This window comes from Mucilaginibacter sp. CSA2-8R, assembly GCF_038806765.1.
Taxonomy (GTDB): domain Bacteria; phylum Bacteroidota; class Bacteroidia; order Sphingobacteriales; family Sphingobacteriaceae; genus Mucilaginibacter.
In genome coordinates this window covers 873235-886523 of record NZ_CP152389.1, presented here as the reverse complement: position 1 = coordinate 886523, position 13289 = coordinate 873235, and the positions used below count along the sequence as shown (strand labels likewise).

Below are 13289 nucleotides of genomic sequence, written 5' to 3'. Positions count from 1 at the left end.
CAATAATGGATATAGTGGTTATGGCAGGCCAGTTAATACTGGGCCTATCAATATTAGTAATACTGCACGAATTAGGGCATTTTATAGCAGCCCGCGCTTTTGGCATTAAAGTAGAAAAATTTTACCTGTTTTTTGACGCCTGGGGTGTAAGCCTGTTTAAATTTAACTATAAGGGGGTTGAGTACGGCATGGGCTGGCTGCCATTGGGTGGCTATGTAAAAATTGCCGGTATGATTGACGAGTCGATGGATACCGAGCAAATGTCTGGCCCGCCGCAACCCTGGGAGTTTCGCTCTAAACCGGCCTGGCAGCGTTTGATTGTGATGCTTGGCGGTATTTTTGTAAATATTGTTTTGGGTATTTTAATTTTTTGGGTACTCACTATTAAATACGGCGAAAGCTATATACCAAACGATGCTTTAAAATACGGAATTGTTCCAGGCAAAATTGGTCAGGAAATTGGACTAAAACCTGGCGATAAGATTGTAGGCGTTAACGGCCAGAAAGTTGAGCGTTTTGAAGATCTGATCAGTTCTAAAGTATTGATGGGTAACAGTACTTTAAATGTGCACCGCAGCACCCAAAATCTCGACATTAAAGTACCGGGTAACATCCTGAATGATGTATCGGATATGGGTATTGAAGAGTTTATTAACCGTGTGCCACGTACTACCTTTATGGTAGACTCGGTAGTAGCAGGCAGTAATGCACAAAAAGCAGGCTTGCAGCATGGTGATAGCATTATTGCAGTAAACGGTAAAACAATCCATTTCTACGATGAGTTTCAGCAGGAAATTCAGAAGTATAAAAACAAGCCGATAGGTCTTACGGTGAAGCGTGACAACGAAACCAAAGCAGTTATAGCCGAGGTGAATAAAGATGGCATGCTGGGCTTTAAAGATGGCCGCTTTGGCATCAGAGTGAAAACAGACCTGCCCGAAGAAAAAACCTTACGGTTTGGTTTCTTTGGTTCGTTACCTGTGGGTGCTTCTAAGGCCTGGGGCACTTTTAGCGACAATGCAAAAGGGTTAGGCAAAGTATTTACCGGCCAGGTTAAAGCTAATAAAGCATTATCAAGCCCTATAGGCATTGCCCGGCTATTTGGTGCACATGTAGACTGGCTGCGTTTCTGGAGCCTGGTAGGCCTCCTATCAATGGCATTAGCCCTCATGAACCTGCTGCCCATCCCGGCACTGGATGGTGGCCATGCTTTATTCTTAATTATTGAAATGATTAAAGGCAAACCCCTGAGTGATAAATTTTTGGAGCGTGCACAAATTGTAGGCTTTGTAATACTGGTGTCGCTGATGGTTTTTGTGTTTGGCAGTGATATTGTAAAACTGATGAAGAAGTAAGCAGACAGCTTCGCTTATACGCAAAAACGGCTTTCCTGAAAAGAAAGCCGTTTTTGCGTATAAGCTTTTTTATAAAGCATATAAGTTTTATCTATTTTAATTAAACAACTTCATCAGCGTCAATTAATTAACGTTAAAGCTTCTTAATTAAGAAGATAAGTTAAAATAATCTGTACAAAATGGTATTTATCTTGTTATAGTAACAATCATGAAACAGCGCATTGTTACTATCATCTTAATTATATTCTTTTTGGTTTTAGCCGGGGTAGTTTATTACCGTTATTACTTTGTTTTTGGCGACGGCACCAAGGCCGGTACCATGAACTATTTTGTGCACAAAGGAAACCTATTTAAAACGTACGAGGGCCGGTTAATACAAAGCGGTATACGAACACCTACGCAAGGCAGCATTCAGTCTAACGAATTTATGTTTTCGGTTACTGATCCTAAAGTAGCTGAGAAATTGAACAGAAGCGCAGGCGCCTACTTAGAACTGCATTATAAAGAATACAAAAACCCATTGCCATGGCGCGGTATAAGTAGTTTTGTGGTAGACAGCGTTTTATCGGTACGACCTTATAACCCTAACCAAATGATGCAGTAATTAGCTGCCATCAGGAAGACTGAGCCGGCTTTTCACGCTTAAAAAGCGTACCCAGCATGGCCGAAATAGCGAATACCAAAATAGTGGATACTAATAGTGACCTAAAAAAGTTGGTGATTGAAAATTGCTTGCTGGCAGCAAAAGCCGCATTCATCTGAGCAACTTCAATATTTACTTTTTCGGGTGCCAGCTTGCTGCTTTCCATAGCTTTTTTACGAGCCTCTACCAATTCCACATGTGCCGTATCAGCCATAACTGGTGCAATCTTGGCCGAAAAAAGATTAAGCCCATTATTCCAGATGATACCAGTAATAAAGAGCATGATGAAAATACCGGTAATGGCCTGTTTAAGACTCCAGTATCTCCCAATTTTATTACGAAGGCTATTGATAAATAATAACGAAGCCGCAAATAAAATGATATAATAAACAGGGTACAAGATAATGAAAGTAACCAATGGTGATCCGGCCGAGTAGGCCAGATACCAAAGTTTAAGTATATCAACCAATAACATGAGGCCGCCAAACAACAATCCACGCAGTGCGCCTTGGTACCGTACGGCCTTATCCAAATTTTCCATTCAGGGCTATAACTCTCAGTTTTTATTAAAAGCGAGCAGAATATGATAAACCGCCATGTCAAATGCCTTATTAGGTGCTTGCTCGGCTACATCCTGTTTATCATTTTCGCTTGGTTTGGTATTTTGAAAAAACGTCATAATTGAATAAAACAGTTCCTTCAATTCAGCATCCTCTGATAAGCGCTCAGCAACTTTGTTAACTTCCTCGGGCGAGCTTTCGACTAAAATCTGGTTGGCAATAATCGGCTCATAAATTTGGTGCTCATCCTGAAACTCGTCATCATCCACCAGTAAAAATTCGGTTAAGTAATCATCCAATGATGGCTCAAGATCCTCGTCACTGCATTCGTTTAAATACAACAGTACGTTAAGTAATTCGGTGCCACGGTCAAGTGTCTCTTCTTCAATTTCTGCCCATTCGGGCGAGTCAAGATAATCTTCTTCCAGGCGGTCAATATCTGCGCTAAAGAAGTTCACCATCAGCAAATCAAAGAAAACCTCGCGTAAATCTTCTACTTCGGGATGCTCGTCAAAAACTTCATCCAAGGCATCAGCTTTGTCTAGAAAATCTTCTTCGGCACTAAAAACAGTTTTAAGTTTATCGGCAATAACAGATGCATTTACCGGTTCGTAAACGGTGTAAGTAGTCAGTGCGGCATCGATAGCAGCCTTTATAGTAGGATTAATCATGGTTTCGATTTTAGTTTTTTTGTAATTGTGAGTTGTTAAAAGTTAACAGTACTCTACCTTTTAAGTTCTGATTAAAAAACGGAGAGTTGGATGATTTTGACCGGTTACTCTGTTTATCAAAAATCCACCCGGCATCGCTGTTAAACAATACAAAGTTGGCTGCCTGCCCTTCGGCTAAAGCAGGTTGCTCAACATTTAATATTTTACGGGGGTTAACTGCCATCTTTTCGATAATCAATTCAGGCGGTAAGCCTGCCCTGATGGCCAGTGGTAAAGCAGTTTGTAACCCGATGATGCCGAAAGCAGCTATCTCAAACTCAACATCTTTAAACTCTACTTCGTGCGGGGTATGTTGTGATACAATAGCATCAATAGCGCCATCCTTAAGCCCTTGTAACAGTGCATCAACATCCGTTTGAGTACGCAGCGGGGGTTTAACTTTATACTGGCTGTCAAAGCCTAATAGCGCTTCGTCCGTTAATACTAGATGATGTGCGGCAACATCACACGTAACTTTTAACCCCTTGGCTTTGGCGTCCCGGATCAACTCTACAGAGCGTGCAGTTGATACGGTACTGAAATGTATCGGGGCTTCGGTATACTCTGCTAAATACAAATCGCGGGCAATCATCAATTCTTCAGCCAACGACGGAATACCTTTCATGCCTAATAAAGTGCTCACGGCACCTTCGTGCACTTTGGCCTTGCCGGCAATGGCAACATCCTCGGGGTACGAAAAAACCAGTGCATTAAAGCCCTTGGCATATAGTAAGGCCCGTTCCATTAAACCGGCATCTTTCACCGGCTTATCGCCATCAGTAAAAGCTTTGGCCCCGCTTAGGTACATATCATACATTTCGGCCATGTCTTTTCCTTCGCGTTGGTAAGAAATAGCTCCTAAGGGATAAACCTGCACCAGATTGCCTTTGGTTTTATTGATCAGGTATTCAACCTCTGTTTTTGAATGTATGGGTGGTTGCGTATCGGGCATTAAAGCCAACCCGGTAAAACCACCTGCTGCTGCGGCCTGCAAACCGGTATTTAAATCCTCCTTGGTTTCGAGGCCCGGTTCGCCAATGCTGCAATTTAAATCAAAAAAGCCGGGCGAAAGGTAACTGCCTTCAGCATCTATTATTTCAGCATCATCTGCACTTAAACTGTTGGCAATAGCACTAACCAGTCCATTTTCAATCAACACGTCGGCTTTAGTTTGATGAAAATCCGAGCCAGGATACAGAATGTGAGCAGATTTGATGAGCAACTTCATATGGTGGGGCTTTATGCTTTACCTTTTTATTTGACTGTGGCCGGCGTTGAAAGCGACTGTTTTTCTACTTTATAAAAGCGGATCAACACTATTTCGGCAGCCACGAAAATCAGGGCCAAAATTATACAAACTTTCCATAATTGCAGGCCAAAATTTGTTTCACTGATGGCACTCTGTAACGATCCCTTACCTGCCTGTACTACCAACCCATTTTCAGGAACCAGATTTTTTAGCTGGCTTGGTTCAAAATAAGTTAAATCAGACTCGAGCCGGTTGTTGTTAAACGCAATAACGGCGGCCAAGCTGTCTTGCTTTTTTAGCAAATAGTTTCCAGGCTGCTGTATCTGGTCGGCCACATATAAAAATGTGCTCCCCTCCTGCTGCCGGGCATCAGGTATAAACGTTTGGTTGCCCTTGCTTAGCTTTAATATCTGCTTTTCATTTAATTGAAACGGAATAGTTTCTACCACTTCATTTTTACCAATAGTGTAATACAAGGGTTGGTCGTGCCCGCTTAAAAGCGCTATCCTGAATAATACCGGAATTAGCAAAGCATGCCGGGGCAAATTGCTGTAGCTTTCTTGCAGCGGCACTGCCGATAGGTAGATCTTACCGCTCCCGCTACGATAGCCGGACCAAAAAGGCTGTCTTCCCGGCAAACTCATCAGCGCCTCACTTTGTGTACGCCCGCCAGTGCTCAATTGATAATATTTTTGCACCAGCGGCAAATCGGGGTTCTGTGGTGCGTTTTCAAACACACCTCTAAATAAAGGACTATTAGCATTTAAGTTACTTACCCGGGTTGGTCCGGTAATTAGCTTTTCGGGCCAAACTGCTCCTGCAGGCTGCAGCAATCCACGGTAGCTGTTCAGGTCTGCCTCATCAGCCGGAAATACCACCAACGTCCCACCCTTGGCCACGTACGTTTTAAGTTGCTGCGCTAGTCCGGTAGGTATGCTTTTTACATCGGCCAGCATCACTACCGGGTAGCTGCTTAAGCCGGCATAATTAACACTGCCATAATTTACGCTAACCGGTTTAAAAAAGGCATCTGTTGCAAATGCCGCTTGCAAATACGGATTCACCTGTCCGCCGTCAATTAGCAGTACAGGCATATGTTCTTTTACATCAAACGTAAAATAAAAGTCGTTATCAAACACAATAGGGTTATCCTGCAACTGAATAAGCCCCTGTTGCCATCCGGATTGCAAACCCGAAAATGACAGTGTATCCTGCTGCGCAGATTTTGCTTTGAGACTAAAACTGCCTAACGCTTTCTGAGCACCATTAATAAATAATTTTAAGGGTATACCCTGCGCATCTTTATCTGCATAGTTATGCAGTTTTACCACTAACTTTTCGCCCTCGCCGGGGCGGTGTACCGCGCTTAATAGCCACACCGAATCAACAGCAATATTAGGTAAGGTATTAGCCTTAAGCTGCACCATGTTAATGTTTGTACCAGCGCCCGGCTTTACCTGATTTTGCCCGGTAGCACTTTTTTGAAAATCTGATATGATATAGATTTGCTCCGAAGTGCCGGATTGATTTTGCATAATGCTTTGCTGGCGCGAAATAATTTGCGGCAGGCGGCGGCTTTGGGCACTTATTTTAACTTCGTCAACAGCATCATTAAATTCCTGCCGGGTAAGCAGCCGCTGGTGCTTACCTTCAAAATCTTGCGTGAGTAATTGAAATTTGTCGTTTATACTGTAAGCTGATGCAATTTCTTTAGCCCGGCGCTTGGCTTCGTCTAACAAGCTTCCCTCTGTGCTTAGTGTTTGCATAGAGTATGAGTTGTCCAGAAAAATGCTAATAATCTGCCGCTTACCCGGGCTAACCGTATTTTTATCAGGAAGATATGGGCGGGCAAAAGCTAACACCAAAAATGCCAGCGCCAGCAGGCGGCTTATCAAAATAAAACGCTCGCGCAGATTACGCCTTGATGATTGCTGTTCTTTAATTTCTTTAAGAAACTGAACATTGCTAAAATAAACTTTTTGGTAATGCCTGAAATTGAACAGATGCACCAGCACCGGTATTGTTAGCGATAATAAGGCAAACAGAAAAGCCGGATAAACAAATTGCATGGTGTTACACTATACCCTGCCATTTGGCAGCAGGCGTAGTAACAAATATACCCCGATAGGGCATACTTACAAAGCAACTACTGGTAAAATAGCGGTTACCGCCGGAAAGCTGATGGTAAAGGCACTGCCCTCACCGGGTTTGCTGTTAATTTTAAGCCTGCCGTTTTGCTTTTTCAACAAATCTCTGATGAGCATCAAACCAAAACCGCTGCCTTCCTCGTTCTGCGTTCCTTTGGTAGTGTAATAGCTTTCACTGTTAATTTGCTCCATCATGGCGGGGCTAATGCCAATACCGCTATCTGTAATGGTTAGATGAGTCTCGTTATCATTCACATCACCGCTAAACGCAATTACTCCGTTAACAGGGGTAAATTTCACGGCGTTGTTTATGAGGTTACGTAAAATTATTTTCAGCGTTTCGTTTTCGGTTACCCAAGCCAGCTCGGCAGGTAAATGGTTTTGCACTTCAAGCCCTTTCTCACTAATCGGCATTACCGTTTCTTCAATAATGTTATTCACCGTGTCGTGCAGATTAACGGTTTCCTTTTTAACGGGTGCCCCGCTTACTTGTCCGCGTATCCAAAACAGCAGGTTATCAGTCAGGGTCATTACCCGGCTGTACTGCGCTTCTAAATGTTTAAATAAATCTTTGGTTTCACGTTCAGATACTAAACCTGCGTTAACCAAGTGCAGGATGCTTTGGGTGTTGGCCAACGGTTTACGCAAATCATGACTAATGATAGACAACAACTTACTTTTAAGCACATTATCATCTTCCAATTTTTGATTTTGACTAAGCACTTCGCGGTTAAGCTTATCCAGCATGCCAATCTGCCGTTCAATCTGCTGTTTCTGCGCATTTAGCTTGGCATTTTTTTGCTTGGCTTTTTTATAGTTGTAAAGTAATGTCAACACAATAACAGCCGAACACAATAAAGCACCGATATAAACAACAATCTGATTTTTTTGCTGCTGGGCTTTCTTTTCGGCCATTAAAACACTTTGCTGCACCTTAAGCTGCTGTTCTTCCTGGGCGCGCAAAGCATCAATAAAATCATTAGCTTGCTTGCGCTCGCGGTCGTTAATTAAATTGTCTACGTAAATAAGTTCGTCCTGCCATTGTATAATGGCGTCTTTATCTACCGATGCTTTGCTGATGTTTAACAACAACTGCACGGCTGTTTTCACCAAACCCATAGCTGCACAGCTATCGGCTTTGTTATACGCCAGTATGGCGTAAGGCAGGGCTTCTTTATATTTTTTGTTCCGGATGTAAACCCTGCTCAGCTCAATGTAAGTTAAAGCTTTGCCGTTAGTATCGCCCGAAAGGCTGTCAATAAGCAAACCTTTGTTTAGATAGTTAATAGCATCCTCAGGCTTGTGCATTTCTTCGTACAATATAGCACGATTGTAAAAACTTCTTTTTTGTCCGTACGGATATTTAATTTTTGTACTCAGATTATAAGCCATGTTATAATAGGCCATGGCTTTATCAAAGTTTTTTTGTTCGGCATACAACAAGCCAAGCTTAAGCTGAATATTAACCATATCAACCGGCTTATTTAAATCCGAAAAAGTTTCGAGAGTATGGTTCAATAAATCTTCTGCTTCTTTGAAGCTGCCGCCCTTACGTTTAATAGTACTGATGTACTGCTCAGCACGGGCAATATTATACACATCACGATTTTGGCGGCTCAATTGCATGGAGCGATAATACAATTCGAGTGCGCGGGTAGAGTAACCGCGCTGATTCAACACCTCGGCCTGGTTAAGGTAAGCCACCGCACGCCCCTTGCTATAGTTATATTGGGTAGCCAGTATTTCAGCCTCGGTAAGCAGTGTAAATGCTTTACCAGGATCTAACCTGATCAATGGCGACGCCTGCTCGTTAAGCGAATCAACTAAAGCAATAATCCGGGGATGCTTTTCGGCCACGTTGGCAGCATAAGATAATGAGCTGCCTGCCATTAATAAACATACCAACAGCAAGAAAAACCACCCATTAATGTTGGTACGTTTTAAGCTTATGGTATTATTTTTTTTCAAGAGTTAATTAAAGATTAATGCAACCTAATGCATGTTACTATAAACTTATACGGTGTTGAATTTTTTTTGGATGCATTTTTATTCAAATAATTAACGAATGTTCATCCACAAACAGTAACATTCGCATTACACGGTTTAACTGAAACATAATTACACTCATTCATCAGCATCAATTTATTGTAACTATTGCTTTATAAAAGTTTAAACCTGAACAATAATTTTTACCGGATGTTGAGTAAAAACGATAAGAGAATTATGGAATACAGAAAATTAGGAGAAACAGATTTAGCGGTATCTGCTATTACTTTTGGCGCCTGGGCAGCAGGCGGCTGGATGTGGGGAGGAAACGACGATAATGACGCAGTAAATGCTATGCGTGCAGCCTATGATGCCGGCATTACCAGCATTGATACTGCTCCGATTTATGGGCAAGGCAAGAGTGAAGAATTAGTTGGCCAAGCTATTAAAGATTTGCCACGCGATAAGGTTCAGATTTTAACAAAATACGGGATGCGCTGGGATTTAACCAAGGGCACCTTTGGTTTTAAATCGAAGGATAACGAAGGCAATGACCTGGACATCTATAAATATGCCGGCAAAGAAAGTATTATTACCGAATGCGAAAATAGCTTAAAGCGTTTAGATACCGATTATATTGATTTATACCAAATACACTGGCCAGACGAAAGCACGCCCATTGCCGAAACCATGGAAGCTATTTTGCGATTGCAAGAACAGGGAAAAATTAGAGAAGCCGGTGTAAGTAATTATAACGCTGCCCAAATGCAGGAAGCCGAAAAAACTATTAAGCTGGCCTCTAACCAGGTACCGTTTAGCATGGTTAACCGAAAGATTGAACAGGACATTGTACCTTACTGTCTCGAAAACCACAAAAGCATACTGGCCTACAGCCCTATGGAACGCGGTTTACTTACCGGAAAAATGAAACCCGGACAAAAGTTTGGCGAGGGGGATCACCGTGCAGGGCTAAAGTTTTTTAAAGATGAGAACATTGCCCGGACCAATGACTTTTTGAACAAGATAAAGCCATTGGCCGATGAAAAAAATGCAACCTTAGGGCAATTAGTGATTCGTTGGACTATTGAGCAACCAGGTATTACCGTAGCGTTAGTTGGAGCCCGCAACGCCGACCAGGCTACCCAAAATGCAAAAGCCATTGATGTAAAACTTAGCGCTGAGGAAATAGCGATGATTACCGCCGAACTAAAACAGTTACAGCTGGTAGACTAAACAAAAACACCTGTAACTTTCTGACAAGTTGCAGGTGTTTTCACTGCGTGATATATTAAAAACAGACTACCGGCGATGCCTTCTGCGTTTATGATGACTTTCGTGATGGCGCGAACTACGGCTCTTTTTGACAGATTTTTTGCTGGATGATTTTTTGCTGGATGAATGAGAATTACTTGAAGAGGATTTTGTTTCGCTTTCCAACTTTGCAGCACGCGGTGTTGTGGCTTCTTTTGTTACAGAATCGGTGCTGAGCTGTTTAGCCTGCAAATTATTGCCGCGCAGATTATACTCAATCAGTCTTTTTTGCAGCGGGGTTTTAGTCAGCGAGTCGGCATCATCAAAAACCTCAAACTCACGTGTTAAGTTACCGTCTTTAATAAAAAACCGATCGTTGCCCCGGTAACCTTTGCGTTGTGACTTAGTTAGCCGCGGAAATTCCAGTTTACGGGCAGTGTTGTCGTTGTACTCAAAAGCAATTACCTGGGCTGCGTTGGTACTGTCGGCCGCCTGGGTATGGATAAATATCTCCGGATTGCCATCCGTATCCATGTCTGAGTTGAACACATCTACAATGCGGCCATCCAAATCGCCGGTGGTAGTGGTATACTTCATCGTTGCCGAGTCGGACCGCAAGATTTCAAAGGCCCCGGTACTTTCAGAGCCTCTGCCCCACGACAATACATCATAATATTGCCCCGGTGCCACTTCAACCGTTTTGTGGTATCTGAATGGTGCCATTACCCGCGGAGCCTCGGTTGCTACCGGAGCAGCCACACGGGCATCATCCGAATTGTGGTTACTGCATGCGGTTAATCCTACCATGCAGCTCAGCATTAAATATAAATAACGCTTCATGGTTAAAATCAATAGTTTGCTTTACCAAAAGCAGGGCTTGATAAAGCTTAAGTTAGTTAAATATGTTCAATGTCTCCTGTTAACCAGTAAACATTAATTGAGTAAAGACTCGGCCGAAAATTCGCCTTTAGGTTTTCCGGGCATGGTTAAGTATACTCTTAGTGTGCTAAACGCCCCAGCATCAAAATACTTTAAGGTAAATTTATGCATCCCTTTCTGTAGCAAAACCTCACCAGGTTGCTCAAAAAGGCTATGTTTACCATCATTATCTACCACCATCTGGTCGTCAATCAAAATAACCGAACCATCGTCAGACTGTGTAGAAAAAATATATTTGCCATCGGCATCAATGTTAAAGTAACCTTCGTAAGTCACCCCAAAGGTACGGTTAGCCTTTTTAAAAGCCGACGTATTGAAGGTTTTAACCACACCGGTATCCAGCACCCTTGCACCATCCAACTGCCCGGTACCGGTAAACGATCCGGCAACCAACTCATACTTTACACCAGGCTGCTTACCATCAAAAGTTACCGCAGGCAATGGCGTACGGTTATACACCAGCATACGGGTAACTAAACTACGTTTACCACTTGGAGTAATAACGATAGTTTTTAGTTCGCGGTATTGATCGGGCGGAATATTTAAGGTGAATGGCGATGTATATATCAGGCAGGTTTCGTCGGGGGTGTAACCATCAATGGTGTAATAAATTTTAGCGCCGTTAACCGGAGGTTTTAAATCAACAGAAAGTTGCGTGCCAGTATACGATGTATCTTTAGTACCTATAGCCGTTGGCACACGGTAATTGTATTTATTAGCCTCCAGCCAGGCCAGGTGCTTAGGCAAACGTGTTTCCGAAAAATCTTTATAATTTTTGTTAGCCAACGGCGACCAAGCCACTTCCGACAAAGCCATTAAGCGGGGTAATACCATGTATTCTACTTTATCTTCGGTAGCAATATATTCCGTCCATAAATTAGCTTGTACACCCATGATATATTTTTGCTGCTGCGGAGTAAGGCTGGCCGAAGCTGGGTTGTAAGCGTATGTTTTTGTTAAAGGCGAATAGCTACCTATACTCAACGGTTCGAGATCTGACCGGGCCTGGGCATGGTCGAAGTACATGCCGCCGCTGCCGGGCGTCATAATTACCTGGTGGTTTTGCTTGGCTGCGGCTATACCACCGGCCTCGCCCCGCCAGCTCATTACCGTAGCATTGGGTGCAAGTCCGCCTTCCAGTATCTCATCCCAACCAATGATACTGCGGCCTTTGCTGTTCACAAATTTTTCCATGCGCTGAATAAAATAGCTTTGCAGGGCATGTTCGTCTTTAAGCTTATATTTTTTGATGACCGCTTGAGCCTCTGGCGATGATTTCCAGATTACTTTAGGCGCTTCGTCGCCGCCGATGTGGATGTATTTACTCGGAAAAAGTTCCATTACTTCAGTAAGAACATCCTGTAAAAAAGTAAACGTTTTTTCGGTAGGGCAAAATATGTTGTTAAAAACGCCCCAGGTTTCAGAAACCTTGTATTCCTGCTTGGTATCGCAGCTTAACTCCGGGTATGATGCCAAAGCTGCCATAGCGTGGCCAGGCATTTCAATTTCGGGTACCACATTGATGTATTTACTGGCCGCGTAAGCTACCACATCCCTAATTTGGTCTTGGGTATAATAACCGCCATAAGGCGTATTGTCAAACTGTTGCGGTACGCGGTCGTGATAGTTACCAATAAGGGTTTGCGCACGCTGACTGCCAATTTGCGTTAAACGCGGATACTTTTTTATTTCGATACGCCAGCCCTGATCATCGGTTAAATGCCAGTGAAAATTATTGAGCTTATAAGCCGCTATTAAATCAATGTAACGCTTTACAAACTCAACCGAAAAGAAATGACGGCAAACGTCAAGGTGCAAACCACGGTAGGCAAACCGCGGATAATCTTCAATTACTGCACAAGGTAACTTTGCTGTAGCAGCCCGCTCAACCGGTAATAACTGAATTAATGACTGCATACCGTAAAACAACCCGGCGCCCTTGCCTGCAATGGTTATTACTGTTGGGGTGATGGTTAAACGGTAACCTTCGGCGGGTAAGTTTTCGCTCCCTGCCGAAGTTAATACCAGGGAGTTGCCGGTTGAGCTGCCTTTAAAAGACTCCAGCTTGTTTTTTAACATATACCTATTTTGCAAGTAACTGGTTAAAAACTGAACCGCTTTATTATTTACGCTGTCGGCCAAAATCACTGTTTCCTGGCTTAAAGTAAACGTTCCGGCTTGCTTTTGTACCGATACTGGTGCAGGGATAATACCCAGATTGGGATCGGTACTTTGAGCGTGGGCACTATAGAAAGAAAGAACAACAAACAGCGAAAACAGTAACCGGTATTTTATAAACATATCTGGAATAAAACGTTTTAGAAAGATAACGAGGCGTGAAATTAAAAGATTTTGGGAGTGTTGTAATTATTTAGTCAATAAAATTACAAAGCGAAATAAGTACAGCTGTCGGATACCTGAAATCATGTAGAAAAATTCAGGCATCCGA

At 42.8% G+C, this 13289-nt stretch carries 10 protein-coding genes; 3 read left to right on the top strand and 7 right to left on the bottom strand.

Annotation, left to right across the window (positions count from 1 at the left end):
- Positions 1–5 precede the first annotated feature (5 nt).
- Both rseP and AAGR14_RS03815 read left to right on the top strand, forming a co-directional pair.
- Positions 6–1355 carry an RIP metalloprotease RseP gene (rseP, locus tag AAGR14_RS03820; RefSeq protein ID WP_342647276.1) on the top strand — a complete coding sequence of 450 codons (1350 nt, stop codon included), beginning with the start codon at positions 6–8 and terminating at the stop codon, positions 1353–1355.
- A gap of 208 nt (positions 1356–1563) precedes the next feature.
- The gene (locus AAGR14_RS03815) at positions 1564–1959 is read left to right on the top strand and encodes a hypothetical protein (RefSeq protein WP_342647275.1); all 396 of its coding nucleotides are present in this window, start codon (positions 1564–1566) and stop codon (positions 1957–1959) included.
- Between the two features lie 10 nt (positions 1960–1969).
- Here the strand turns inward: AAGR14_RS03815 and AAGR14_RS03810 are convergent, their stop codons facing one another.
- The 5 genes from AAGR14_RS03810 to AAGR14_RS03790 form a co-directional block, all read right to left on the bottom strand.
- On the bottom strand, positions 1970–2539 hold the full coding sequence (locus AAGR14_RS03810) for a DUF4199 family protein (RefSeq protein WP_342647274.1): 570 nt from the start codon (positions 2537–2539) through the stop codon (positions 1970–1972).
- 15 nt (positions 2540–2554) lie between these two features.
- Positions 2555–3229, bottom strand: coding sequence for a hypothetical protein (locus AAGR14_RS03805; protein ID WP_342647273.1), 675 nt, complete (start codon positions 3227–3229; stop codon positions 2555–2557).
- A gap of 10 nt (positions 3230–3239) precedes the next feature.
- On the bottom strand, positions 3240–4496 hold the full coding sequence (locus AAGR14_RS03800) for a dihydroorotase (RefSeq protein ID WP_342647272.1): 1257 nt from the start codon (positions 4494–4496) through the stop codon (positions 3240–3242).
- A gap of 26 nt (positions 4497–4522) precedes the next feature.
- Positions 4523–6586, bottom strand: a complete 2064-nt coding sequence (locus tag AAGR14_RS03795) for a BatA domain-containing protein (RefSeq protein WP_342647271.1) — start codon at positions 6584–6586, stop codon at positions 4523–4525.
- A gap of 66 nt (positions 6587–6652) precedes the next feature.
- Entirely contained in the window at positions 6653–8632 is a 1980-nt protein-coding gene (locus tag AAGR14_RS03790) for a tetratricopeptide repeat-containing sensor histidine kinase (RefSeq protein WP_342647270.1), read from the bottom strand.
- Between the two features lie 255 nt (positions 8633–8887).
- Between AAGR14_RS03790 and AAGR14_RS03785 the strand changes: the two genes are divergently transcribed.
- Entirely contained in the window at positions 8888–9883 is a 996-nt protein-coding gene (locus AAGR14_RS03785; protein WP_342647269.1) for an aldo/keto reductase, read from the top strand.
- Between the two features lie 66 nt (positions 9884–9949).
- On the opposite strand, the gene AAGR14_RS03780 is transcribed toward AAGR14_RS03785, so the two are convergent.
- Positions 9950–10741 carry a hypothetical protein gene (locus AAGR14_RS03780; RefSeq protein WP_342647268.1) on the bottom strand — a complete coding sequence of 264 codons (792 nt, stop codon included), beginning with the start codon at positions 10739–10741 and terminating at the stop codon, positions 9950–9952.
- Between the two features lie 93 nt (positions 10742–10834).
- Entirely contained in the window at positions 10835–13141 is a 2307-nt protein-coding gene (locus AAGR14_RS03775; protein ID WP_342647267.1) for a family 20 glycosylhydrolase, read from the bottom strand.
- Positions 13142–13289 lie beyond the last annotated feature (148 nt).

Excerpts from the sequence above, each read along its gene's own strand:
- rseP (WP_342647276.1), top strand. The coding sequence starts at position 6 with ATGGATATAGTGGTTATGGCAGGCCAGTTAATACTGGGCCTATCAATA.
- AAGR14_RS03810 (WP_342647274.1), bottom strand. The coding sequence starts at position 2,539 with ATGGAAAATTTGGATAAGGCCGTACGGTACCAAGGCGCACTGCGTGGA.
- AAGR14_RS03805 (WP_342647273.1), bottom strand. The coding sequence starts at position 3,229 with ATGATTAATCCTACTATAAAGGCTGCTATCGATGCCGCACTGACTACT.
- AAGR14_RS03815 (WP_342647275.1), top strand. The coding sequence starts at position 1,564 with ATGAAACAGCGCATTGTTACTATCATCTTAATTATATTCTTTTTGGTT.
- AAGR14_RS03795 (WP_342647271.1), bottom strand. The coding sequence starts at position 6,586 with ATGCAATTTGTTTATCCGGCTTTTCTGTTTGCCTTATTATCGCTAACA.
- AAGR14_RS03780 (WP_342647268.1), bottom strand. The coding sequence starts at position 10,741 with ATGAAGCGTTATTTATATTTAATGCTGAGCTGCATGGTAGGATTAACC.
- AAGR14_RS03800 (WP_342647272.1), bottom strand. The coding sequence starts at position 4,496 with ATGAAGTTGCTCATCAAATCTGCTCACATTCTGTATCCTGGCTCGGAT.
- AAGR14_RS03785 (WP_342647269.1), top strand. The coding sequence starts at position 8,888 with ATGGAATACAGAAAATTAGGAGAAACAGATTTAGCGGTATCTGCTATT.
- AAGR14_RS03775 (WP_342647267.1), bottom strand. The coding sequence starts at position 13,141 with ATGTTTATAAAATACCGGTTACTGTTTTCGCTGTTTGTTGTTCTTTCT.